This is a genomic window from Nonomuraea sp. NPDC050404 (genome assembly GCF_040655495.1).
In the GTDB taxonomy this organism is placed as follows: Bacteria; Actinomycetota; Actinomycetes; order Streptosporangiales; family Streptosporangiaceae; genus Nonomuraea.
Genome location: NZ_JBFAKB010000013.1, coordinates 87,772 through 109,104, shown reverse-complemented (window position 1 = coordinate 109,104; position 21,333 = coordinate 87,772). Strand labels below are relative to the sequence as shown.

At 71.1% G+C, this 21,333-nt stretch carries 19 protein-coding genes; 11 read left to right on the top strand and 8 right to left on the bottom strand.

Annotated elements, in window-relative coordinates; genetic code table 11:
- Positions 1–46: 46 nt before the first annotated feature.
- Genes AB0I81_RS33330 through AB0I81_RS33315 form a run of 4 tightly spaced genes read right to left on the bottom strand, consistent with a single transcriptional unit; the run spans position 47 to position 3,501 of the window.
- On the bottom strand, positions 47–724 hold the full coding sequence (locus AB0I81_RS33330) for a GAP family protein (RefSeq protein ID WP_360664712.1): 678 nt from the start codon (positions 722–724) through the stop codon (positions 47–49).
- Positions 717–2,342 (bottom strand): SulP family inorganic anion transporter, encoded by a 1,626-nt coding sequence (locus AB0I81_RS33325; protein ID WP_360664709.1) that lies wholly within the window; start codon positions 2,340–2,342, stop codon positions 717–719. Before AB0I81_RS33325 ends, AB0I81_RS33330 begins: the two co-directional genes overlap by 8 nt.
- 36 nt (positions 2,343–2,378) lie before the next feature.
- Positions 2,379–2,864, bottom strand: a complete 486-nt coding sequence (locus AB0I81_RS33320; protein ID WP_360664707.1) for a DUF6114 domain-containing protein — start codon at positions 2,862–2,864, stop codon at positions 2,379–2,381.
- 40 nt (positions 2,865–2,904) lie between these two features.
- Positions 2,905–3,501, bottom strand: a complete 597-nt coding sequence (locus AB0I81_RS33315; protein ID WP_360664704.1) for a DUF6230 family protein — start codon at positions 3,499–3,501, stop codon at positions 2,905–2,907.
- A gap of 371 nt (positions 3,502–3,872) precedes the next feature.
- Between AB0I81_RS33315 and AB0I81_RS33310 the strand changes: the two genes are divergently transcribed.
- Positions 3,873–5,636, top strand: coding sequence for an alpha/beta fold hydrolase (locus AB0I81_RS33310; RefSeq protein ID WP_360664700.1), 1,764 nt, complete (start codon positions 3,873–3,875; stop codon positions 5,634–5,636).
- 58 nt (positions 5,637–5,694) lie between these two features.
- Here the strand turns inward: AB0I81_RS33310 and add are convergent, their stop codons facing one another.
- Together add and AB0I81_RS33300 are read right to left on the bottom strand one after the other, a co-directional pair.
- Positions 5,695–6,654, bottom strand: a complete 960-nt coding sequence (gene add, locus AB0I81_RS33305) for an adenosine deaminase (protein WP_360664697.1) — start codon at positions 6,652–6,654, stop codon at positions 5,695–5,697.
- Entirely contained in the window at positions 6,651–7,607 is a 957-nt protein-coding gene (locus tag AB0I81_RS33300; protein WP_360664694.1) for a nucleoside hydrolase, read from the bottom strand. Before AB0I81_RS33300 ends, add begins: the two co-directional genes overlap by 4 nt.
- A gap of 113 nt (positions 7,608–7,720) precedes the next feature.
- Here AB0I81_RS33300 and AB0I81_RS33295 point away from each other — a divergent pair, with 113 nt between their 5' ends.
- Positions 7,721–8,677, top strand: a complete 957-nt coding sequence (locus AB0I81_RS33295; protein ID WP_360664691.1) for a LacI family DNA-binding transcriptional regulator — start codon at positions 7,721–7,723, stop codon at positions 8,675–8,677.
- 70 nt (positions 8,678–8,747) lie between these two features.
- Here AB0I81_RS33295 and AB0I81_RS33290 read toward each other — a convergent pair whose 3' ends face one another.
- A complete protein-coding gene (locus AB0I81_RS33290; protein ID WP_360664688.1) occupies positions 8,748–9,524 on the bottom strand; it encodes a MerR family transcriptional regulator in 777 nt (258 codons plus the stop codon).
- A 215-nt stretch (positions 9,525–9,739) separates the two neighbouring features.
- Here AB0I81_RS33290 and AB0I81_RS33285 point away from each other — a divergent pair, with 215 nt between their 5' ends.
- Positions 9,740–10,969: a serine hydrolase domain-containing protein gene (locus AB0I81_RS33285; protein WP_360664685.1), complete on the top strand. Its 1,230-nt coding sequence runs from the start codon at positions 9,740–9,742 to the stop codon at positions 10,967–10,969.
- Positions 10,970–11,015: 46 nt separating this feature from the next.
- Here AB0I81_RS33285 and AB0I81_RS33280 read toward each other — a convergent pair whose 3' ends face one another.
- Positions 11,016–11,708 carry an SDR family NAD(P)-dependent oxidoreductase gene (locus tag AB0I81_RS33280; RefSeq protein WP_360664682.1) on the bottom strand — a complete coding sequence of 231 codons (693 nt, stop codon included), beginning with the start codon at positions 11,706–11,708 and terminating at the stop codon, positions 11,016–11,018.
- 168 nt (positions 11,709–11,876) lie between these two features.
- On the opposite strand from AB0I81_RS33280, the gene AB0I81_RS33275 reads away from it, so the two are divergent.
- The 8 genes from AB0I81_RS33275 to AB0I81_RS33240 all read left to right on the top strand — a co-directional run bounded on the left by AB0I81_RS33275 (position 11,877) and on the right by AB0I81_RS33240 (position 21,303).
- Complete coding sequence (locus AB0I81_RS33275) at positions 11,877–12,767, top strand: helix-turn-helix transcriptional regulator (protein WP_360664679.1); 891 nt, start codon at positions 11,877–11,879, stop codon at positions 12,765–12,767.
- Between the two features lie 143 nt (positions 12,768–12,910).
- Positions 12,911–14,146, top strand: a complete 1,236-nt coding sequence (locus AB0I81_RS33270; protein ID WP_360664676.1) for a cytochrome P450 — start codon at positions 12,911–12,913, stop codon at positions 14,144–14,146.
- A 65-nt stretch (positions 14,147–14,211) separates the two neighbouring features.
- Positions 14,212–14,808 carry a TetR/AcrR family transcriptional regulator gene (locus AB0I81_RS33265; protein WP_360664673.1) on the top strand — a complete coding sequence of 199 codons (597 nt, stop codon included), beginning with the start codon at positions 14,212–14,214 and terminating at the stop codon, positions 14,806–14,808.
- A 109-nt stretch (positions 14,809–14,917) separates the two neighbouring features.
- The gene (locus AB0I81_RS33260; RefSeq protein WP_360664670.1) at positions 14,918–16,843 is read left to right on the top strand and encodes a BTAD domain-containing putative transcriptional regulator; all 1,926 of its coding nucleotides are present in this window, start codon (positions 14,918–14,920) and stop codon (positions 16,841–16,843) included.
- Positions 16,844–16,991: 148 nt separating this feature from the next.
- A complete protein-coding gene (locus tag AB0I81_RS33255) occupies positions 16,992–17,549 on the top strand; it encodes a hypothetical protein (protein ID WP_360664667.1) in 558 nt (185 codons plus the stop codon).
- Between the two features lie 118 nt (positions 17,550–17,667).
- Complete coding sequence (locus AB0I81_RS33250) at positions 17,668–18,939, top strand: erythromycin esterase family protein (protein ID WP_360664664.1); 1,272 nt, start codon at positions 17,668–17,670, stop codon at positions 18,937–18,939.
- Positions 18,940–19,020: 81 nt separating this feature from the next.
- A complete protein-coding gene (locus tag AB0I81_RS33245) occupies positions 19,021–19,941 on the top strand; it encodes a helix-turn-helix domain-containing protein (protein ID WP_360664661.1) in 921 nt (306 codons plus the stop codon).
- A gap of 21 nt (positions 19,942–19,962) precedes the next feature.
- Positions 19,963–21,303, top strand: a complete 1,341-nt coding sequence (locus tag AB0I81_RS33240; RefSeq protein WP_360664658.1) for an FAD-binding protein — start codon at positions 19,963–19,965, stop codon at positions 21,301–21,303.
- Positions 21,304–21,333 lie beyond the last annotated feature (30 nt).

The window sequence follows — 21,333 nt, the reverse complement described above, 5'->3', positions numbered from 1 at the left end:
CAGGGCGTGGTCGCTCGCAGCAGGGGCACGCCCCGGCCCGACCGGCTCAGGGCAGCAGGCCGTGCAGTCCCTTGGCCAGGAACAGCAGGCCGAAGACCGCGATCAGGAGCAGGCTGAGCGCGCCGTTGTGGAGGATGAGCCAGGCGCGCAGCCGGGCCAGGCGTTCGTCCCCGCCTTCGCGCATCGTCAGGGCGTACGGGGCGAGCACTCCCACACTGCCCAGGACGACGAAGATCGCCGCCAGGACGGCCTGCTGAACCAGCGAGAGGGGCACCCGCCCGGCCGCGATGGCGCCGCCGATCAACGCGGTGAGATTGATCGGGTTGGCCACGATCAGCGCGGTCGCCACCCCGGCGATCTTGGGCAGGGTCATCGCGTCCATGGCCGCGATCCAGCGCGGCACCCGAGGCGCCTGCCCGGCGGTGCGGCGGGCCGCCCGGCGCGCGCCGGCCACCGCGACCGCCAGCAGGATCAGCCCGATGACCAGCGCCACGGCGGAGAGCCAGGCCGGCCGCCCGCCGTCACCGGCGGCTCCCACGGCGCCGAGCAGCGCGGTGAGTGCCAGCAGCACCAGCCAGCTCACCACGAGCCAGGCCACCTCGAACACCGCCGCCTTGGCCCGGCCGCCGGTGCTGACGAGCAGCGCGATCACGGCGATCACGGGAAAGGGGGAGACGATGAGGCCGAGCGTGTAGGGCAGCATGTCGGCGAAGGCCTTACCCACGAGGTTCCCCCTTGCGTTCGCAGGCCGCGGCGGCCTCGTTGGATTCGTGGAACGTCAGCCCGGTCAGGCCGTAGTGAACCAGGAGCCCGCGCACGCGGGCCGTGGCCCGCGAGATCGAGAAGCTGACACCGCGCTCGCGCAGCAGATCGGTGACCTGACGCAGAGCTTCGGCGCCGGTGGTGTCGACGTCGCTGATCGCTTCGGCGTCCAGGACGATGTGCCGCACGCCGTGGCCGGCCAGGGCTTCGATCTCGTTTTTGAACGTGTCGGCGTTGGCGAAGAAGAGCTGGCTCTCGAAGCGGTAGACGACCAGGTCGCCCTGTGGCTCGCCGCTGACGTACCGGCCGTGCTCGCCTGGGGTGAGGGTGGCGGTGCTCGGGCGGGCGGCCCGGCGGACCACGTCCACCGCCGACAGCAGGAACGCGATGACGACGGCGGTGAGCGAGCCGAGAACGGGAACGCTCAGCAGGCACACCGCCGCGATCCAGAACTCCGAGCGGCGCAGCGCCCAGAGCTCCCGCAGCCGGCGCACGTCCACGAGCTTGATCACCGCCACGGCGACGATGCCCGCCAGCGCCGTGTTCGGCAGGTAGGCGAGCAGGCCGCTGAAGAAGGCCAGCAGGACCGCCACCACGACCGCGCAGACGGCGCTGGGGATCTGGGAGCGGGAGGAGATCGAGTCCATGGCCGCCGTACGGGAGGCGCTGGAGCCGATGGTCATCGACTGGGTGAGCCCGGCGGCCACGTTGGCCAGCCCGAAGGCGCGCAGTTCCTGGTCGGCGTTCAGCGGGTAGCCGCGCTGTTCGGCGTAGCGGCGCGCGGTGAGCAGCCCGTCGGCGAGGGTGACGGCGCAGATGGCGATGGCGCCGGGGACGAGTGCCGCCCACTGTCCGAGCGAGATGCCCGGCCAGTGCGGGGTGGGCAGCCCGGACGGGATTGCGCCCAGCACGGACACGCCATGCCGGTCCAGCCCCGTCAGGCCGACCAGGATCGCCGCGGCGACGAGCGCGATCAGCGGGCCGGGCAGGGCGGGCGCGAGCCGCCGCAGCAGGAGGATCACCGCGATGGTGCCCGCTCCCACGGCGACGCTCCACCAGTGGGCCCGGGGGAGCTGGATGATGATCTCCCACAGTTCCGGGAAGAAGCGTTCGGCGCCGGTGTGCACGCCGAGGATCTTCTTGACCTGGCTGGTGAGGATCTCGACGGCCAGCCCCGCGATGAACCCGACCAGCACGGGCTCGGACAGGAAATTCGCCAGGAAGCCCAGTTTGAAGGCGTAGAAGAGCAGGAACACCACCGCGCACACCAGCGCCTGGGCGTAGGCCAGTTCGACGTACTGCGGGCTGCCAGGCCGGGCGACGATCGCGACCAGCAGCGAGGCGATCAGGGCGGCGATCGGCGCGTCCGGGCTGGCCACGAGTTGACGGGAGGAGCAGAACAGCGCGAAGACCAGCATCGGCAGGATGGCGGTGTACAGGCCGACCACCGGCGGCAGGCCGGCGATCTGGGCGTAGCCGATGTTCAGCGGGATCGCCAGCGCGGCCAGCGTCACGCCCGCGGTGCCCTCCTTGACCAGGTCGCCCCGCCGTACCCCGCGAAGTCCCGCCGCGAACGTCAAAGCAGCCCCCGAGGCTCAGGCCGGAATTTCATCCCATCAGCTCTCGGCGCAGCCGCGCTTCCAGGGCCTGGTCCGCCGGCAGCGCCGTACCAGAGCCGTGATCGCCGCCAAGCCCGCCTCACCCACGCGGGACACGCGGATCCTTGCGGCGAGGAAGGCACTGCGGACCTTCACGGTGTCGAAGCCGTCACCGGTTCGGCTGTCAGGAGTCCAGGCCACCGCGAGCATGCCACCCAGCAGGCCCAGGATCATGCCGACCAGGAAGCCGCCCAGGTTGGAGTAGACGAACGAGGCCATGGACAACAACACGGCGATCGAGCCGAGAAACACGCCCTGGCCGGGTTGCAACCAGACGAGCACGCCCGCCAGCACCATGATCAGGGCGATCATGTAACTGACCCCCACGGCGCCGAACACCACGGCCACGGGCAGCGCGTCGAGGGCGAGCGGAATGCACAACAACTCCAGCCCGGCCGCGACCATGAACAACCCGCCCCAGAACGGCCGCGATCGCCGCCACATCCTCATCTGCTTCCGCCCTTCGAGAGAGATCGGGTTCGGCTCAGTAACACTCGTGCGTGCCGCGCGTCACCTTGAGGCCGAGGTCGGGCAGGCTGAACGTCGCGGCGGTGACCGCCCGGGCGCCCAGCCTGACATTGCGGAGAGTGACCACTCTGGCCTGACCGCCGAAGGTGCCGGCCGGCCCTCTGCCGCCGGGAACCTCATCGAGAGTGCTGGCGTCCCGGCCCAGTTCGAGGTCGCGGATGGAAGCGGCCGTCTGGCCCGCCACCACATCGATCACCAGGTCGTCGATGATCACCTCGTTGCCGCCCTGGCCACCGGTGAGCCGCAGCGTGATCGTGCCCACGGGCGTCTTCACCAGCGCGCTGGAGCACAGTTCGTCGACCGCGGCCCGCCTGATACCGGCCACGATGACGGGATAAAGCCGCCCTTTCCTCGTCTCGTCCACGTCGGTGGCCAAGGTGAAGCCCTGGCCGCGCAACTCTCTGGCGAAGAGCTTGAAGCTGCTGCCGGAGACCACGAACGTGGCGCCGATGACGCCCTGAGCCGTGGCGCCGACCAGCAGCGACGTCACCACCGCGACAGGAGGCAAGAGCAGCCCGAAGCGCTTCCACCGCACGCGTCCCAGCTCGGCCATGACCTGCTCCACATCACTCGAAGCCCGCGACCAGCTACATAGAGTGACATGCCGGTCTGTTGTCGAGCATGGGGGAGGACACGACGTTTGTCGACGTACGCGCCGGGTGTCGCCCCATCAATGGCCCATGGCTGGACAATCTTGCCGAACGCGTGAGGGCCGGGAGATGTGTGGGTGCCTGCGGGCTTACGCCGCGGAAACCCCGCTGGTGGCCGTCGGTTCAGTTCACTTGGGTGGGCGGCAGCGGTATTCACCTGGAGCGTTGGGGCACATATCAGCCCACGGTCGCAGACGGCTGGGAGCAGGCTCCCACCGCCCAACCCTTCCCAGTGCCGAGGAAAATCGGATCAAGGACAGGAAGGCTGGGAAGCATGATCGCCAAGACCTTGGGGCTGGCCCTCGCCGCGGCCCTGTTGCCCGCCACCCCGCCCCCTCCGGCCGACCTGCATGAGTGCGCGACCGCGACCACCCACTGCGACGGCACCATCGAGGTCCCCCTCGATTGGGACAACCCCTCCTCCGAACGCATCTCCGTGGCCTTCACCTTCATCCCGGCCAAGGACGCCGACGGCACGGTGGCGGCCAACCGCGGCGGCCCCCAACCGGCCCTGCCGGAGACACCCAAGATCCAACAGGTACTCGGGCCCGTCCTCGACCGGAAGAACCTCCTGGTCATGGACCCGCGCGGGATCGGAAAGTCCTCTCCGCTGCTGTGCCCGGACGCCGACCCCTTCAAGCCGGCCACCATAGCCGCCTGCGCCAAGAGCGTGGGGCCGCGCGGCGCCTACTTCACCGCCGACCAGGCCTCGCACGACCTCGACGCGGTACGCCGAGCGCTCGGCCTGGGAAAGATGAGCTACTTCGGCAATTCGTACGGCACCCTGTACGCCCAGGCGTACGCGGCCCGTTACCCCAACAGCCTGGACGCCATCTTCCTGGACAGCTCCATGGTCATCCGCCGCGACGGGTACGTCGAGCGGGAATTCGACGCCCGGCTCGACTACCTTGACCTCATCTGCGAGCGGTCGAAGGCATGCGACGCGCTGCCCGGCAAGGCCTCCGACACCTGGAAGAGGCTGGTGGACCGGCTGCGAAGGCAACCCGACCCGGAGGTGACGCTGCACCAGGCACTCACCCTGCGCGAGCCGGCCGAAGCGGTGCTCGGCCGGGAGAACGTCGCGGCCGCACACGCCTACCTCAACGGTGACCCGGCTCCACTACGCCGTCTGGCCCGGCTGACCCCCAAGACCGTCCCGCCGTTCAACCCTCCCTGGCTTGCGGGGCATGTGGCCTTTCGTTGCGGCGACGGCTCCTTCCCCTTCGACCGGCTGGCATCGGCGGCCGAACGTCAAGCCCAGGCCGAGCGGTACTACGAGCGGGAACGCCCGCTGGAGCCCTACCGGCCCACCGACTTCCACTCCACCGAGGCGATCGCCAGCCTGGAGTGGTGCGTCAACTGGCCGACCCCGCGACACAGCCCGCCGCGCCCGCCCGGACAGGCGCTCCCCGATGTGCCCATCCTGGTGGTGGCGGGGGACTTCGACCTCCACCGCCCGGCAGAGGTGGAGCGGTCGCTGCAGGTCTTCCCGAACGCGACCGTCATCCGGATTCCGTTCGGGATCCACGCGCAGTCCTTTCTGCCGTCGCCGATGGGTGACTGCGTACGCGGCATGCTGCGTACCTTCCTGACCACCAAGCGGGTGGCCGACCAGAACTGCACCGGCGAGAACTACCGCGCCGTCGGCGGCTTCCCGCAAGAACTCAGGGACGTGGCGCCGCACCCGGCCGGCGAGCTCAGCCCGGGCCAACGGCGGATCCTCGCGGCCACCTTCGCCACCGCCGCCGACGCCACCGCCCGCCGCAATCCGCACGCCTTCTACTACTTCGGGCGGCCGAACGAGCCGGGGCTGCGCGGCGGCCAGGTCACCTTCGGCCAGGACATCACACTCGACGCAGTGCGGTTCGTGCGCGACCTGCGGGTCAGCGGCCCGATCACCCTCACCCCGGACGGTCACGCCACCGCCACCCTCACGGCCGAGAGCGGCGGACGCACTCACGAGGTGACGCTGTCCTGGACGGCGTTCTCCACCCGGCCATCCGTATCCGGCACCTTCGACGGCATCCCCTTCGAGTAGGCCACACCAGTGGTGGGCGAGGTCCTCACAACAAAGAGGGTGCGATGGCCCTGAGCGGTCAAGCCGTCGCAGGTCCGGTACGGGCGAAGGCCGCCCCGGCCGCGTGAGCCTGTACACGTTCCTCCTGCTCCGCCGTCCACCCGGCCACCTCGCGCAGCTCGCCGAACTCCCTGGTCAGCGTGGTGCCCGAGGTGGTACGGGCGTCGGTGCTGATGGTGACCGCCAGCCCTTCGTCCAGGAGCCGGGAGGCCGGATGCGCCCGCAGGCCGGCAACCGCGCCGGTCTGCACGTTGCTGACCGGGCACATCTCCAGGGCGATCCGGTCCCTGCGCAGCCTCGCCAGCAGTGCCTCGTCGCCGGCACACCGCACGCCGTGCCCGATCCGGCGGGCACCGAGCACCTCGATCGCCTCCCACACGCTCTCCGGGCCCGCCGCCTCCCCGGCGTGCACCGTGCACGGGAGCCCGGCGCCGTGGGCGAGGTCGAAGGCGGCCCGGTGCGGCGCCGCGGCATGGAGCCGTTCGTCGCCGGCCAGGTCGAGGCCGGCCACCTGGTCACGGTGCCGCAGCGCCGTCTCGGCGACGGCGAGGCTGTCGTCCGGGCTCTGGTGGCGCAGGCAGCACAGCAGCAGCCCGGTGCGTACGCCGGTGGCCTGGCGGCCCGCCGCCAACCCCGCGGCGACGGCCGCGACGGCTTCGTCCTGGGTCATGCCGTCGCGGCCGTGCAACTGCGGGGCGAAGCGCACCTCGCCGTAGACCACGCCGTCGGCGTCCCAGTCCTCGACCAGTTCGCGCGCCGCCCTGCGGAGGGCGTCGGGCGTCTGCAGGACCCGCAGGGGCAGGTCGATGTAGGTGAGGTAACGGCTGAGGCTGCCGCAGTCGGGCGGCGCCGTCACCAGGTGTTCGACCGGTCCTTCGAGGGTGATGCCCCGGCGGCGTGCGAGGTCGGCGACCGTGCCGGGGCGTACGGATCCGTCGAGATGGCAGTGCAGTTCGTAGCGCGGCACGGCTGCGTTCATCGGTTTCCTTCCAGTTCACGGGCGCAGGTGTCGAAGAGCAGGCGTTTGAAGCCGGTTTCGCTGACCCGCCTGACCAGCGTCAGGTTGGGCGGGGGAGCCGTGCGGCGGCGGTCGATGATGAGCTGGCCGCGGGTCTCGTCGCCGAGGGCGATGTCCACGTGGGCGCGCTCCTGCTCGATGACCAGGTCGGGCCGTAGCGCCACCGCCATGGCGATCGGGTCGGGCAGGTCGTATCCGGGCAGGCCGGTGACGTCACGGGCCCAGTCGGCGACGGTCCGGTTGACGCGATGGGCGAAGGTCGCCAGGGGAGTGCCCAGCTCCTCCAGCCGGTGCTGGTCCCCGGGCGTCATGACGGCGTCGGTACGGGAGACGTCCCACCCGATCCAGGTGACCTTGTCCGGGGTGGCGGCCTGCGACACCACCCGGGCGGCCTCGGGGTCGGCCCACACGTTGTACTCGGCGGTGGCCGAGATGTTGCCGCGCAGGTCGGCGGCGCCGGCCATGCAGTACACGTGCCGGTAGCGGGTGAGCAGGTCGCGATCACGCAGCAGGGCGGCGGCGACGTTGGTGAGCGGGCCCAGCGTGACCAGCGTCAGCTTGCCGGGGCAGCGGCGCGGGTAGGACAGCAGGACCTCGACCGCGTGTTCCCGCTCGGCCGCTCGCGGCGGATCGGGCAGGCCGATGTCGCCCATTCCGTCCCGGCCGTGCACCTGTTGCGCGGTGGCGAGCGGGCGCGTCATCGGGCGTTCGCAGCCCGGATGGACGGGGACGTCGAGGCGGCCGGCCAGGTGCAGCGAGATGAGCGCGTTGCGGGTCCCCGTCTCCAGGGGGACGTTGCCCGCCACCGTCGTGACGGCGCGCGGGGCGCCGAGACCGCTGGCGGCGGCCAGCAGCAGCGCCACGGCGTCGTCGGAACCCGTGTCGGTGTCGACGATCAGGGGAAGGGCCGGCACAGATTCGCCTCCAGGAATCTAATCGTTTAGAACGTCACCTATCTAAACGGTTAGATGCGAGAATGTAAACCGCCATGCCCAGCCATTCAGACAGACCAGCGACACTCGCCGACGTGGCCCGCAAAGCGGGGACCTCCACGGCCGTGGTCAGCTATGTGATCAACGACGGTCCCCGTCCCGTCGCGGCGGCGACCCGCGAACGCGTCCTGGCCGCGGCGGCCGAACTCGGCTACCGGCCCAACCGCATCGCCCGGGCGCTGCGTTCGCGTACCACGGGCGTGGTCGGCCTGGTGCTGGCAGACGCGTCCAACCCCTATTTCGGCGCCCTGGCCAGGCATGTCGAGCAGGCGCTCGACCGGCACGACCGGCTCACGATGATCGGCAACGCCGGTTACTCCGCGGCCCGCCAGCGCCACCTCGTCGATCGTTTCCTGGACGCCCGGGTCGATGGCCTGATCATCGTCTCCGCGGATGGGGCGGACGACGTGGCGGCCCTGACGGCGGCGGCCGGCGTACCTGTCGTGTACGTCCACCACGGGCCGGCAGGCGGCCGGGCCCGCGTCGTGGCGGCCGACAACCATCACGCCGTGCACGAAGCCGTCGCCCATCTGCGCGGGCACGGGCACCGGCACATCGCCTTCCTGTCCGGCCCTGACGACGGCGGGCCCGTGGGCCTGCGCCGGGCCGCATGGAGCGCGGCCGTGGCCGGCGATCCCGGCTCCGTACTGCTGCGATGCGACTATTCACGCGCCGCCGCCGACGCCCTGACCCGCCGCCTCGCCGGGGAGGGCGCCCTGCCGCGCGCCCTGGTCGCCGCCACCGACGAGCAGGCCATCGGAGTGTTGTCGGGGGCTTGGTCGCGCGGGCTTGACGTCCCCGGCGGGATCGCCCTGATCAGCCTGGACGGAACCCCAGAAAGCGCCCATACCGCCCCCGCGCTGACCGCCACCAGGCAGCCGCTGCGCGCCATGGCGGAGCAGGCCGTCGGCCTGCTGTTCGACGACGCCTCCCGCGCGCCCGCCGCGCGGGCGCCCCTGGCCGTCAGGCGCAGTTGCGGGTGCCAAAAATAACGCCGCGTCGGCGGCTTGGGCGACCCGCGGACTTATCCGCCATCCGGCGGCCTGCGTGGCTGGGCGCCGGTCATTGATTGGGGATGTCGATGCCGACCGCGCGTAGTTTCGCCTCGACCAGCGCGTTCAACCGGGCGATGGCCGGCACCTGGTCTTCCCGGTGGTGGTTGACCAGTCCGTACCGGGCGGCGGCGTCGGACCGGTTCTGAGACCCGGCCGGCACCGCCAGTAGCGCGCGGTCGGCCAGCAGCTTCTTGACCAGCGCGGACGCCAGCTCCTCGATCCGTGGGTCGTCGGGATCCCAGGACCTCGCATCGAGGCCGCGCTTGGTCAGCTCGACGTACTCGGGATCGTCGAACGAGCGCTCAAGCCGGGTCAGGAAGCTGTCGAAGAGCTCCGGGACCAGTGCCCGGGCCAGCACCAGAGCCTCCCGCTGGGTGGCCACGTACTCGGAACCGAAGCCAAGCTCGGCGAGCCGGTCCAGGACCGCGCAGGCACGGTCGGGCAGCAGGGCCCGGTCACCGTGAGCGAGCCGGTGCAGCGTGTCGCGGCGCGCGATCAGGTCCTCGATCCGCTCCGTGAGCCGGCGATGGACGTCATCCAGCGCGGCGGCGAACGGTTCGGGATCGGAGTCGAGCAGGTCGCCGATCTCGGCCAGCGGCACGCCGGCCTCGGCCAGCGTCCGGGCCTGGACCAGCCGCAGCAGGTCGGCCGACCGATACCGCCGGTAGCCAGAAGGGTCACGTTCCGGCTCGGCGACCAGGCCGAGCCGGTGATAGTGCCGCACGGTCTTGATCGTGACGCCGACGAACGCCGCCGCCTGACCGATGGTGAGCCCGTCTGCCATCGGCTCAGCGCGCCTCACGATCGCGGGTGATCACAGGGTCAGGGTAGCGCGCGTCTGTTCCGGTCCATCACCGCGCCGGACCGCGGCCCGGGCTCCCGCAGGTCAGCCCGTGGTCGCGACTGGGTTGACCTTGACCTTAGGTCAGGGTGCACGCTCATCGCATGGCCGCCACGAAGGGGCCGCCGTGAGATCCAACACTGCGAACAAGGAGCTTCATGATGGGACGAAACAACAGCGGCTTCTCCGAGGCGGGGCTGCGCCGGCTGCGCGAGGTGCTGGCCCGCCATGTCGAGTCCGGAAAGATCCCCGGCCTGGTCGCCCTGGTCAGCCGGGGAGGCCACACGCACGTCGAAACGATCGGGACGATGCGCGCCGAGGGCGGCGCGCCGATGCGCCGGGACACGATCTTCCGGATGGCGTCGGTGTCCAAGCCGGTCACGACGGCGGCGGCGATGGTCCTGCTGGACGAGTGCAGGCTGCGCCTGGACGACCCGGTGGATCCGTGGCTGCCCGAACTCGCCGACCGGCGCGTGCTGACGCGGCCCGACGGCCCGCTGGAGGACACGGTCCCGGCGCTTCGGCCGATCATCGTACGGGACCTGCTGACCTCCACGTTCGGGCTCGGCGTGGACTTCGCCAGGATGGACTCCCCGATCAGGGCCGCGACCTTCAAGGCCACCGACTACAGCGTGGCCTCCGGACCGGCGCCCGGCCCGGACGAGTGGATGCGCCGCCTCGGCGAACTGCCCCTGGCGGACCAGCCCGGCCGGCGGTGGATGTACGACCTCAGCTACGAGGTACTCGGCGTGCTGGTCGCCAGGGTCGCCGGCCAGTCGTTGGAGACGTTCCTGCGCGAACGCGTCCTCGACCCGCTGGGCATGACCGACACCGGGTTCCACGTGCCCGCCGGCAAGATCGACCGGCTGCCGTCCCTGTACGGTCCCGACCCGCAGACCGGCGAGTTCACCCTGTGGGACGAGGCGGAAGGCGGCCGGGCCGTCCTGCCTCCGACCTTCCAGGGCGCCAGCGCGCTGGTCTCCACCGCCGACGACTACCGCGCCTACTTCCAGATGTTGCTCAACGGCGGCACGTACGAAGGCCGGCGCGTCTTGTCCAGGGCCGCCGTCGAACTGATGACCACCAACCGCCTCACCCCCGAGCAAGCGGCCGCCCGGGACGCCATGTACACCAGCATCGCCCACCTGACGGCAGGTCAGGGCCTGCACGGCGGCTGGGGCTTCGGGATGGGGGTGCGCACCTACCGCGGCGACTACGCCCCCACCGGCCAGTTCGGCTGGGACGGCGGCACCGGCACCACCGCCTACGCCGACCCGGCCAACCAGCTCACCGGCATCCTGCTCACCCAGACCGGAATGTCCACCCTGGACTCGCCGCGACTCATCCAGGACTTCTGGACCACCCTCTACCAGGCCATCGACGGCTGACGGTGATGACGGCCCCGCACCGGCCGGAGCGGCATCCTGGACGTGGTCAGGCGGGCTGGCCCATGGGCCGGATGGTCAGGGTGTTGAGGTCGACGCCCGCCGGTTGGTCGAGGGCGAAGCAGATGGCCTCGGCGATGGGCCGGGGAGGCAGGGCGAAGGGGGGCGCGTCGGCGCCCTGCCAGAAGGGTGTGTCGATCATGCCGGGGTTGACGAGAGTGACACCGATGCCGCGGGTCGTGGCGTGCAGGCGCAGGTTCTCGGCGAGTCCGGTGGTGGCCCACTTGGTGGCCGAGTAGAGATTGGCGGGGGAGTTCTTCAGCCCGGCGACGCTGCCGATGAGCACCAGTCGTCCGCCGGTGGACTCAAGGTGGGGCAGGGCGGCATGGGCGAGCAGGGCGGGGCCGAGCACGTTGGTGAGGACCATGGGCGACCACAGCGTCGGGTCGCCGGCCCCGATCGAGTCGCCGGACATGAATCCGGCGTTGGCCACCGCCGCGTCAAGGGCGCCGAAATGCTCCACGGTGCGGGTCACGGCCGACTCGGTGGCCTGCCAGTCCGCCGCGTCCGCGACGAGACCCAGCAGCCGGTCGGGGTGACCGGCCTCGTCGAGGAAGGTCTTCAGTTTGCCCTCGTCGCGGCCGGTGACCGCCACCCGGTGGCCGCGGTCGAGGAGCAACCGCGCGGTGTGGGCGCCGATCCCGCTGGTCGCGCCGGTGATCAGTACGGTCTTACCGGTCATGGTCATCCTCCTGAAAATTGCCTAGGGACGGCGGCCTGCGATGAAGGAGCGCCGTTCAAGTCCGCCGACGCCATGAAATCCGCCTGGCCGCAGGCGAGGCAGAGCGCGCTTATAGGGGGACAAGCTCAACCCCCCTCACCGCCGGCACCTGCGGTTACCGTGGAGGGCATGGACCACCGGCCCGACCACCGCGCGCAGATCCGGGACTTTCTCGCCACCCGGCGCGCCAAGCTCACTCCGGAGCAGGTCGGGCTGCCCACCAGCGGCCGGCGCCGGGTCCCCGGGCTGCGCCGCGAAGAGGTCGCGGTGCTGGCCGGTGTGAGCACCGAGTGGTACACCCGGCTGGAGAAGGGCCACATCGGCGGCGTGTCGGAAGAGGTGCTCGACGCGGTGGCCCAGGCTCTGCGCCTGGGCCAGGACGAACGTACTTACCTGTTCGACCTGGCCCGCGCCGCGCGGCCCGCCCGCCGCGCCCCCTCGCGCCGCAAGGACGTCCAGGTCCCGCCGCGGGTCCAGTGGCTGCTGGACTCCATGACGATGTCGGCGGCGTGGGTACGCAACGGCCGCGCCGACATCGTGGCCTGCAACGCGCTGGCCCGTGCCCTGCTCGCGCCGGTCTTCGACAGCCCCGCCACCACGCGGTACGGCCGCGCCAACCTCCCCCGCTACGTCTTCCTCGATCCGGCCTCCCGGCGGTTCTTCGTCGACTGGGACGAGGCCGCCGTCATCAGCGCCGCGCTGCTGCGCGCCGAGGCCGGACGCGAGCCCCACGACCGGGCCCTGCGCGACCTCGTCGGTGAGCTGTCCACGCTCAGCACCGAGTTCCGCGGCCAGTGGGCCGCCCACGACGTGCGTATCCGCCACGACGGCGGCAAGCGGCTGTGGCACCCCCAGGTGGGCGAGCTGGAACTGACCTACCAGTCCCTCGACCTGCCCATCTCCGACCGGACGAGGCACGGCCTCACCATCTACACCGCCGAACCGGGCAGTACCTCGGAAGAGCGGCTCAAGCTCCTGGCCAGCCTGGCGGCCACCCAGCCGGCCCACCCCACGCGTTAAAACGCGCCGACCTGCTCACCAGCGCAGCCGGCCCTCATCCTCGTTCTCTGGAAACGACACAGTCACGGTTGACATATTGACCTCAGGTCATTAGTAATGACCTGAGGTCAATAGTGTGCGTTCCGAGGAGGACGGATGGTGAGATGTCCGGTTTCGAGCTGGTCGGCAAGCTGCTCGACCCCGTGTCGAGGGCCGACCCGTACCCGCTCTACGCCGAGTTCCGTGCCCGCGGCCCGGTATGGGTCGAGGAGATGTCCACCCTGGTGGTGACGGGGTACCGCGACTGCGAGACGCTGCTGCGCGACCCGCGGCTCAGCGCGGAGCGATGGCGGTTCTTCCAGGATGACCAGGCGGCCGACCCCTACCCCCCGGACGCTCCGCCCTCGGTCCGGCGGCCGTGGTTCCTGTCCCTGGACCCTCCGGACCACACCCGGCTGCGGCGCCTGGTCAGCAGCGCGTTCACCGCCCGTGCCGTCGCCCGGATGGAGGCCCCGGTCGCGCGACTGGTCGACGACCTCCTCGACCGCGCGTCCGGCCGGGACACGTTCGACCTGCTGCCCGGCCTCGCCGGCACCCTGCCGGTGACGGTCATCTGCCGCATGCTCGGCGTTCCGCAGGCCGACGAGCGGCTGTTCCACCACTGGTCCGCGCGGCTCACCCGTTTGCTAGACGGCTTCTCCGCCCCAGACGACGGGAACGGCGAGACCCCCGAGTGGGTGAGCGGCACGGTCGAGCTGCACCGCTACGTCAACGAGCTCGTCGCCGACCGGCGCAGGAGCCCGCGGCGGGACGACCTGATCTCCGAGCTGCTCGCCGCACAGGACGGCGGCGACGTGCTCAGCCATGACGAGCTGGTCTCCACGATCGTGCTGCTGCTGGTGGCGGGGCACGAGACGACGGTCAATCTGATCGCCAACGGCGTGCTCGCCCTGTTGAGGCACCCCGGCCAGCTCGCCGCCCTGCGCGCCGACCCCGGCACGGCCGCGGCGGTCGTCGAGGAGACCCTGCGTTACGACCCGCCCGTCCAGCTCACCGCCCGGGTGGCCGACCGGGACCTGCTCGTCGGGAAGGCGAAGGTGCCCGCGGGCGGCCTGGTCATTCTCCTGCTGGCCGCGGCTCAGCGGGACCCGGCGGCGAACCCGGACCCGGACCGGTTCGACCCGGGCCGCGAGCAGGTGCGGCACCTGGGCTTCGGCTTCGGCCCGCACTTCTGCCTGGGCGCCCCACTGGCCAGGCTCGAAGGCCGGCTGGCGCTGGCCGCCTTCGCCCGGCGCGTCCGCGAGCCCCGGCTCGTCGCCGACCCGCCGCCGTACCGGGAGCACATCAACCTGCGCGGCGTCGGCGAACTGCTCATCTCCCACGCGGGAATCACCAGGTGAGGCGCGGGCCGGGAGGCCGGGCACGCCGCGCCCGCCCGGCCCGCACGGTCGGCTAGCCTGGTGCGATGGTCACCTCCAGGAGCCGGCGCCGGCTCTCTCCTGAGGCGAGGCGCGGTGAGCTCCTCGATGCCGCCATCCGGCTGCTGGACTCCGGGCAGGACGTGACCAACTGGGTCCAGGCCGTCACCGCCGAGGCCGACGCCGCCAAGGGCACGTTCTACGTCTACTTCTCCTCCTGGGAGGAGATGCTCGCCGCGGTACGGGAGCGCGTGCTGCGGGAGTACGCCGACCGGTTCCACCGGCTCGCCGAAACCACCGAGCCGATCGACTGGTGGGCCACACTCGACGCCGAATGCGCGGCGGCCATCGACACCATCTCCCGGCCCGGCGGGCTGCACGCCGCCGTCTTCCACTCCAGCTCCGCGCTCGTACCCGTGGACGAGGATCCGGACATCATCGCCGCCATCGCCAGGGCGCTGCGACGCGCCATGGACGAGGGCGCGTTCCGCCCCGTGGACCCGCACATCGCGGCCACGATCCTGTTCACCGTCCTGCACGGCGCCGCGGACGCGATCGCCGCCGGCGATCAACCGCGACGCTGGCTGGAGGCCGTCCGCGACCTCACCCGCCACTGGCTCGCGCCACCGCCGAAGGAGCGGTGACACCCGCCCGGCCTCGTCGAGGTTAAATCCGTTCAAGACATGCCGGCGGTGTCGTCCCTACGATCACTTGGGTTCTATAACCCGAAAGACTCATTGGGCGATCACCACCATGACGAGGGGAAACTGCCGGGCGCGCTTCAGCGTTCTCGGCCCGCTGGAGGTGGCGGACCGGGGGGAAATCATCTCCATTCCCGCAGCCAAACAGCGGATCATTCTGGCCACACTTTTGCTCAGGCCCAACCAGTTCGTCTCCGTCGACGAGCTGATCGAACGGATGTGGGACGGGGACGAGCCCGCACCCGGGCGGGGCGCCGTACACACGCACATCGGGCGCTTGCGCCGAACGCTGGCGGACCAGGGGGTCCGGCAGTTCATCCAGACACGTGAACTCGGCTACATCGCCGAGTTCGCCGCGGACGAGCTTGACCTGATGCGGCACCGCCACCTGGTCGATCTGGCCGCCACCGAGAGAAAGGAGGGCCGGGCGGCGGAGGAGGCGGACGCGCTGGCCGCCGCGCTGGCGCTGTGGCGGCCGACCCCGCTGTCCAACGTGCGCTCCCACCTGCTGCACGCGATCGACGTTCCGCTGCTGGTCGAGGAGCGCCTGCGTACGCTCGAACGCTGGGGGGAACTGGCGCTGCGGCTGGGCCGCTACGACGAGATGATCACGCAGATGAAGGCGGCCCTGATGGACAATCCGACGCGCGAACGCCTGACCGCGCAGCTGATGCTCGCATTGTCCCGGTCGGGGCGGCAGGCGGAGGCGCTGGAGGCGTACAAGATCGTCGTGGAACTGCTGCGCGAGGAGCTGGGCGTGGAGCCCGGAGCCGAGTTGCGCGAGACCTACCTGCTCGTGCTGCGGCAGGACGCGCGCGCGGGCCCGGAACCACGCGTCACGAGCAGCGGCACCGAGCACGCCGAACGCCCGGACGAGGTCAGGTCCCTGTCCGGTGAAATGGCCAAACTGCTCCAGCTCCTGACCGAGCTGACGCCGACCCCGGCCGAGGTGCCGGCCGTTCCGCACGCGTTCACCGGACGGTCGGCCCCGCTGCAACGCGTGCATGCCCTGCTGACCGCCGAGCGGCGCCGCGGTGTCATCGCGATCACCGGTGCCGGCGGCGTCGGGAAGTCCGCGCTGGCGATCCGGGCCGCTCACCGGGCCGCCGAGCACTTTCCCGACGGTTCGATCTACGTTGATCTGGGCGGTTCCACCCTCGACAGCCATCCCGCGACAGTGCGGTACGCGCTGGGCCGCATCCTGCGCTCGCTGGGCGTGAACCCTTCGACGATCCCCTCGGATGTCGAAGAGGCGGCCGGACGGCTGCGTTCTCTCACGAGCGGCAAACGCCTGCTCCTCGTGCTCGACAACGCCTCCCATCCCGCTCAAGTGCATCCGCTGCTACCCGCGGGACCCGGCTCGCGGGTCCTCATCACCAGCCGCCGCGCGTTCACCTCTCTCGACGTCAGCGCCGTCGAACGGCTGGATCCGCTGCTGTTGTCCGAGGCGGTGGCGATGTTGCGCACGCTCATCGGCGCGCGGCGCGCCGATTCCGACCTGGACGCGTTGACGCAGATAGCGCACCTGTGCGAATGCCTTCCGCTTGCCCTGCGGGTCGCGGCACGCCGGCTCGCCGCCCGGCCGAACCTGCCGGTACGGGCGCTGGCCGCTCAGCTCGGCGACGAGCGGCAGCGGTTGCCGATGTTGTCCGACGACGACGGCGGAGGCGTGCGGTCCATGCTCATGGTGAGCTACCGGGCCCTGGACTCGGTCGCGGACGGCGTCGTCGCGACGCGGTTGTTGCGGCTGCTGGCCGTCCGGGACCTGACCAGTACGGACCCGTCCGTGGCGGCATCGCTGGCCGGGCTGACGGAGCAGGAGGCGCAGCTGGCCCTCGACCAGCTCGCCGGCGCTCATCTCGTCGAAGTGGCGTCGGCCGGGCTCTACCGGCTGCCTGCCCTGGTGCGCCTGTTCGCCCGCGAACTCGCGCACGAGGTGACGGGTTTCGACACACCCGCCCTGGCCTGCCACGGGTGACACCGTGGCGCCCGTTTCGGCGACGGCCATGCGACAGCGTAAGGACCGGGCCGCTCGTCAGACTGAATCACGCCGTCGGCACGGACTCATCGAGTCGATCACCGACCTCGCACCGATGCACCCTTTATCAACCGTGACTGGAGACTCCATGCGTACGACACGAATCCTGGCCGCTGCCGCCGCGGTGGTCACCGGGTGGCTGCTGCTGGCCGCGCCCGCGCCCGCGGCCACGGCCGGCGTCGTGCCCGACCCGACGACCGACGCCTGCCGGTCGGTGGCCCCGACCGCGCGCCTCGTCGAGATGACCACGCCCAAGAGCGAGGGCGTGTTCTACACGGCCTGCGCGACGGAGGTGGCCACCGCCGAGCGCATGGGCTTCAAGCGCACCACCACCCCGCTCGGCCAGGTCGCGACCCGGCCGTTCAGGGGAGGCGTCCCGCTGTACCGCTTCCGCGTCGCCTCGGCCTCGTCCTACATCCTGACCTCCGACCGTGACGAGTACGCGGAGCTCAAGGACTCGGCCAGGTTCATCGAGGAGGGCGTCGTCGGCTTCATCGGCCGCACCGGCGACAGCGCCAAGCGCATCTGGCGCTTCCACTTCGACCACGAGTCCAAGTGGCGCATCGCCATCGCCGCGCACGCGGACGTCATCCGCCGCGACGAGCCGGGCTGGACCCTCGACGGCCCGCACGGCTACTTCCGCTGACACCTCGGGAGAGACCGGCGCTCGTACAGCGCTGCGCGCCGGTCTCTCCGCCACTGCCGGAGCTCGGCCCGGAGGCACGAGCTCCTCTCACCGCGCCATCGAGAATCGAGTCTCCAGCATGTCAACCACCTCTCGGACGTTCGCGGACCGGCTGCGCGATCACGCGGTCACCCTGACCCACGTCGATCCAGCGGCGCCACAGGACGACCTGGAACCGCTGCGCACCCTGATCGGTGACGCCCGGGTCGTCGCCATCGGGGAAAGCTCCCACTTCATCACCGAGTTCGCACTCATGCGTCATCGCATCCTGCGCTTCCTCGTGCAGCGGTGCGGCTTCACCGCCCTGGCCTACGAGTTCGGCTTCAGCGAGGGACTCACCCTGAACTCCTGGGTCCACGGCGCCGGAACCAAGGAGGACCTGGCGCGCTACCACGATGTCGCGCTGCCGGTCGGGCTCGCCGAACCGCTGCGCTGGCTGCGTGAGCACAACGAGACCCCCGACCGGCAGGCCGACTTCCTCGGCGTCGACATCTCCGAGGGAGGCGGCTCGCTGCTGCCCGCACTCCAGCCCGTCCACGACTACCTGCGGCAGGTTGACGCCGAGACCGCGCGCCTGGCCGAGCGGGCCATCGAGACCGCCGCGCTCTTCGCCGACGCCTCCGGCGCGGGCGCCGTTCCCAAATGGGCACGGCTCGGCTCCGCTCAACAGGACGCGCTCAGCGCGGTGCTGATGCGCCTGCTGCTCCGCTTCCACTCGATGAAACCCGTGTACGTCTCCCGGGGCGGCCACCTTGAGTACGACATCGCGCTACGCCGCCTGGAGGCCGCCTGCCACGGGGAATACAGCATGCGCGCGATGGCGGACCTCTTCGCCGCCAAGGGCCTGCCCGGTGACACGTCGGCCAGGGAGATCTACATGGCCGGTTCCGTGCTCTGGCACCTGCGGCATTCCGCGCCGGGCACCCGCATCGTGCTGGCGGCGCACAACGCCCACATCCAGAAGACCCCGATCGCGTACGGGGGCAGGCTGACCACCCTGCCCATGGGCCAGCATCTGCACGACCTGCTCGGCGCGGACTACTTCGCGCTCGGCCTGACCAGCACCACGGGGCAGACGGCCGAGATGAGCCTCGACGAGAACGCCCGGTTCGGCTTCACCGTGCACCCCACGGACCTGCAGCCGCCCGAGGAGGGCAGCATCGAGGCCGCCTTCGGCGACGCCGGGCTCGGGCTGAGCCTCGCCGACCTGTCCCCGGCATCGCCGAACCCGCAGAGTCCCCCCGACCGCATCCGGCTGCAGGGCTCCTACCTGCACACGCCCGTACTGGAAGCCTTCGACGCCGTGCTGAACATCCCCGACACGACCGTCGAGGTCCTCCACGACTACTGAAAAGCGATTGCGGCCGGCTCGAACCGTCGACTACAAAGAAGGTACTGACTGCGCACGATCCGTATTCTTCTCAGAGAAGCAATGTCTGCACACATCGCCGCAGCTTTCGAACAAGCACGAAATCCGCGCGTCGTCGGCGCGCCGCATCCCGGGCTGCGCCCTCTCCTCGCTCGCGGATACTCCGGCTACGACGCCGGTGCCGCGCCGCACGATCACATGGTGCGCCCCGCGACCGCGTCCGTCTCGCTGATACTCAAGATCTGTGACTCCGCCCTCCGGCCGCCCGCCTTCGTCAACGGCGGCCATGACCGGTGCGCCGTCATCGAAGGACCCTGCGCGCCTTCCTACCTGGAGGTGCGGCTGGCGCCGCTCGGCGCGTACACCATCCTGGGGGTGCCCATGAGCGAGGTGAGCGCGAGGCTGGTGGATCTGGGCGAGTTGCTCGGCGGCGACAGCGACCGGCTGCTGGAGCAGGTACGCGCGGCGCCGTCCTGGGGCCGGCGCTTCCAGACCGTCGACCGCTACCTGCTGCGGCGGGCGCAGGACGGGCCGCGACCGGCCGCCGCGGTGTCGTTCGCCTGGCAGCGGCTGCTGACCAGCAGCGGCACCGTCCCCATCAAGAGCATCGCCGCGGACGTCGGCTGGAGCCACAAACATCTGATCGCGAAGTTCCGGCAGCAGGCCGGCCTGCCGCCCAAGACGGTCGCCCGGCTGGTGCGCTTCAACCGGCTCCTGGCCTGCCTGGATCGCTCCGCGCTGCCCGACTGGCACCAGATCGCGGCCGAGTGCGGCTACGCCGACCAGGCCCACCTCGCCCGGGACTTCCGTGAGTTCACCGGCACCACCCCCACCGGCTTCGTCGACGGCAGCCGTCCCGCCGATCGCGCCCACGACGTCAGGGACCATCTCATTCCCCTCGACCACGTTCCGCCGGCTGGGCAGAGGTTAATTGCGTTCAAGACAGGGCGCGATGGCCGGCCCTACGGTGCTCAGAGGGTATGACAAGCAACTTCGGGGGCGACGATGAGCGAAAACCGGCCACAGGCCACCACCACAGGACCCGGTATCGACGAGGAGAGCTTCGAGCGCGCGGCCGAGGACTTCGGGCACCTGATCAGCAGGCGGCCCGCGGCCGTCCATCGGCCCAAGTCCGCCCGGGGCGTGGCCGACGCGGTGCGCTGGGCCGCCGGCCGCGGGATGCCGATGGCCGTACGGGGCCAGGGCCATTCCGTCTACGGCCGCGCGCAGGTACAGGACGGCCTCGTGATCGACACGAGCGCGCTGCACGCGGTGCATGTGACGCGACCCGATCGGGTGGTCGCCGAGGCGGGTGCGACCTGGCAGTCCGTACTCGACGCCACGTTGCCGCACGGCCTCACCCCGCCAACGCTCACCGACTATGTCCGGCTCTCCGTCGGAGGGACCATCTCCGCCGGCGGCCTGGGCGGCGCGACCTTCCGCCACGGCTTCCAGAGCTGCAACGTGCTCGAACTGGACGTGGTGACGGGCGACGGCGAGATCGTCACCTGCTCGGCGAGCCGGCACCCCCGGCTCTTCCACGCGGTACGCGCCGGGCACGGCCAGTTCGGCGTCATCACCAAGGCCGTGGTGCCGCTCATCCCGGCTCCTGAGCGGGTTCGCCTGCACACGCTGTACTTCCCGGACATCCGCACCATGATGGCCGCGCAGCGGCGGCTGCTCGCCGCGGACCGCGTCGACTACCTGGAGGGCGCGATCCGGCCCGACGGCCCGGGCTGGCAGTACGTCGTGGAGGCAGCCGTCGGATGCCGGGCGGACTCGCGACCAGACGACGCGGCCCTCGCCGACGCGGGCGACGAGTGCACGCACGGCGAGACCGTCGACCTGTCGTTCGGCGAGTTGTACCAGCGGCTCAGCAAGCTGGAGGCCCATCTGCGCGAGGTGGGGGCGTGGCACCATGCGCACCCCTGGCTGAACACCTTCCTCCCGGACTCGACCGCCGAACAGGTGATGACGGAGCTGCTCGCCGAGGTGGCCGCGCACGAACTGGGCGAATTCGGGCGCATTCTGCTCTACCCGATCGTGCCCGGTCGCGCCCGCACTCCGCTGATGCGCCTGCCGGAGGAGGACGTCGCCTTCGTCTGCAATTTCATCCGGTTCCCCGCCGACGATCCCGTTCTGGCCGACAAGCTCGTCGTGGCCAACCGCGCGATCTACGAGCGGGTCCGGAGCGCCGGCGGCTACCTCTACCCCGTCAGCGCCGTCGCGCTCACACAGGCCGACTGGCAGGCGCACTATGGCCGGCTGTGGCCGACGGTCGAAGACGCGAAGACCCGCTTCGACCCCGGCCACCTGCTGAGCCCCGGGCACCATATGTTCGCCTGACGTCGAGGGCACCGCCGTCCACATCACGAT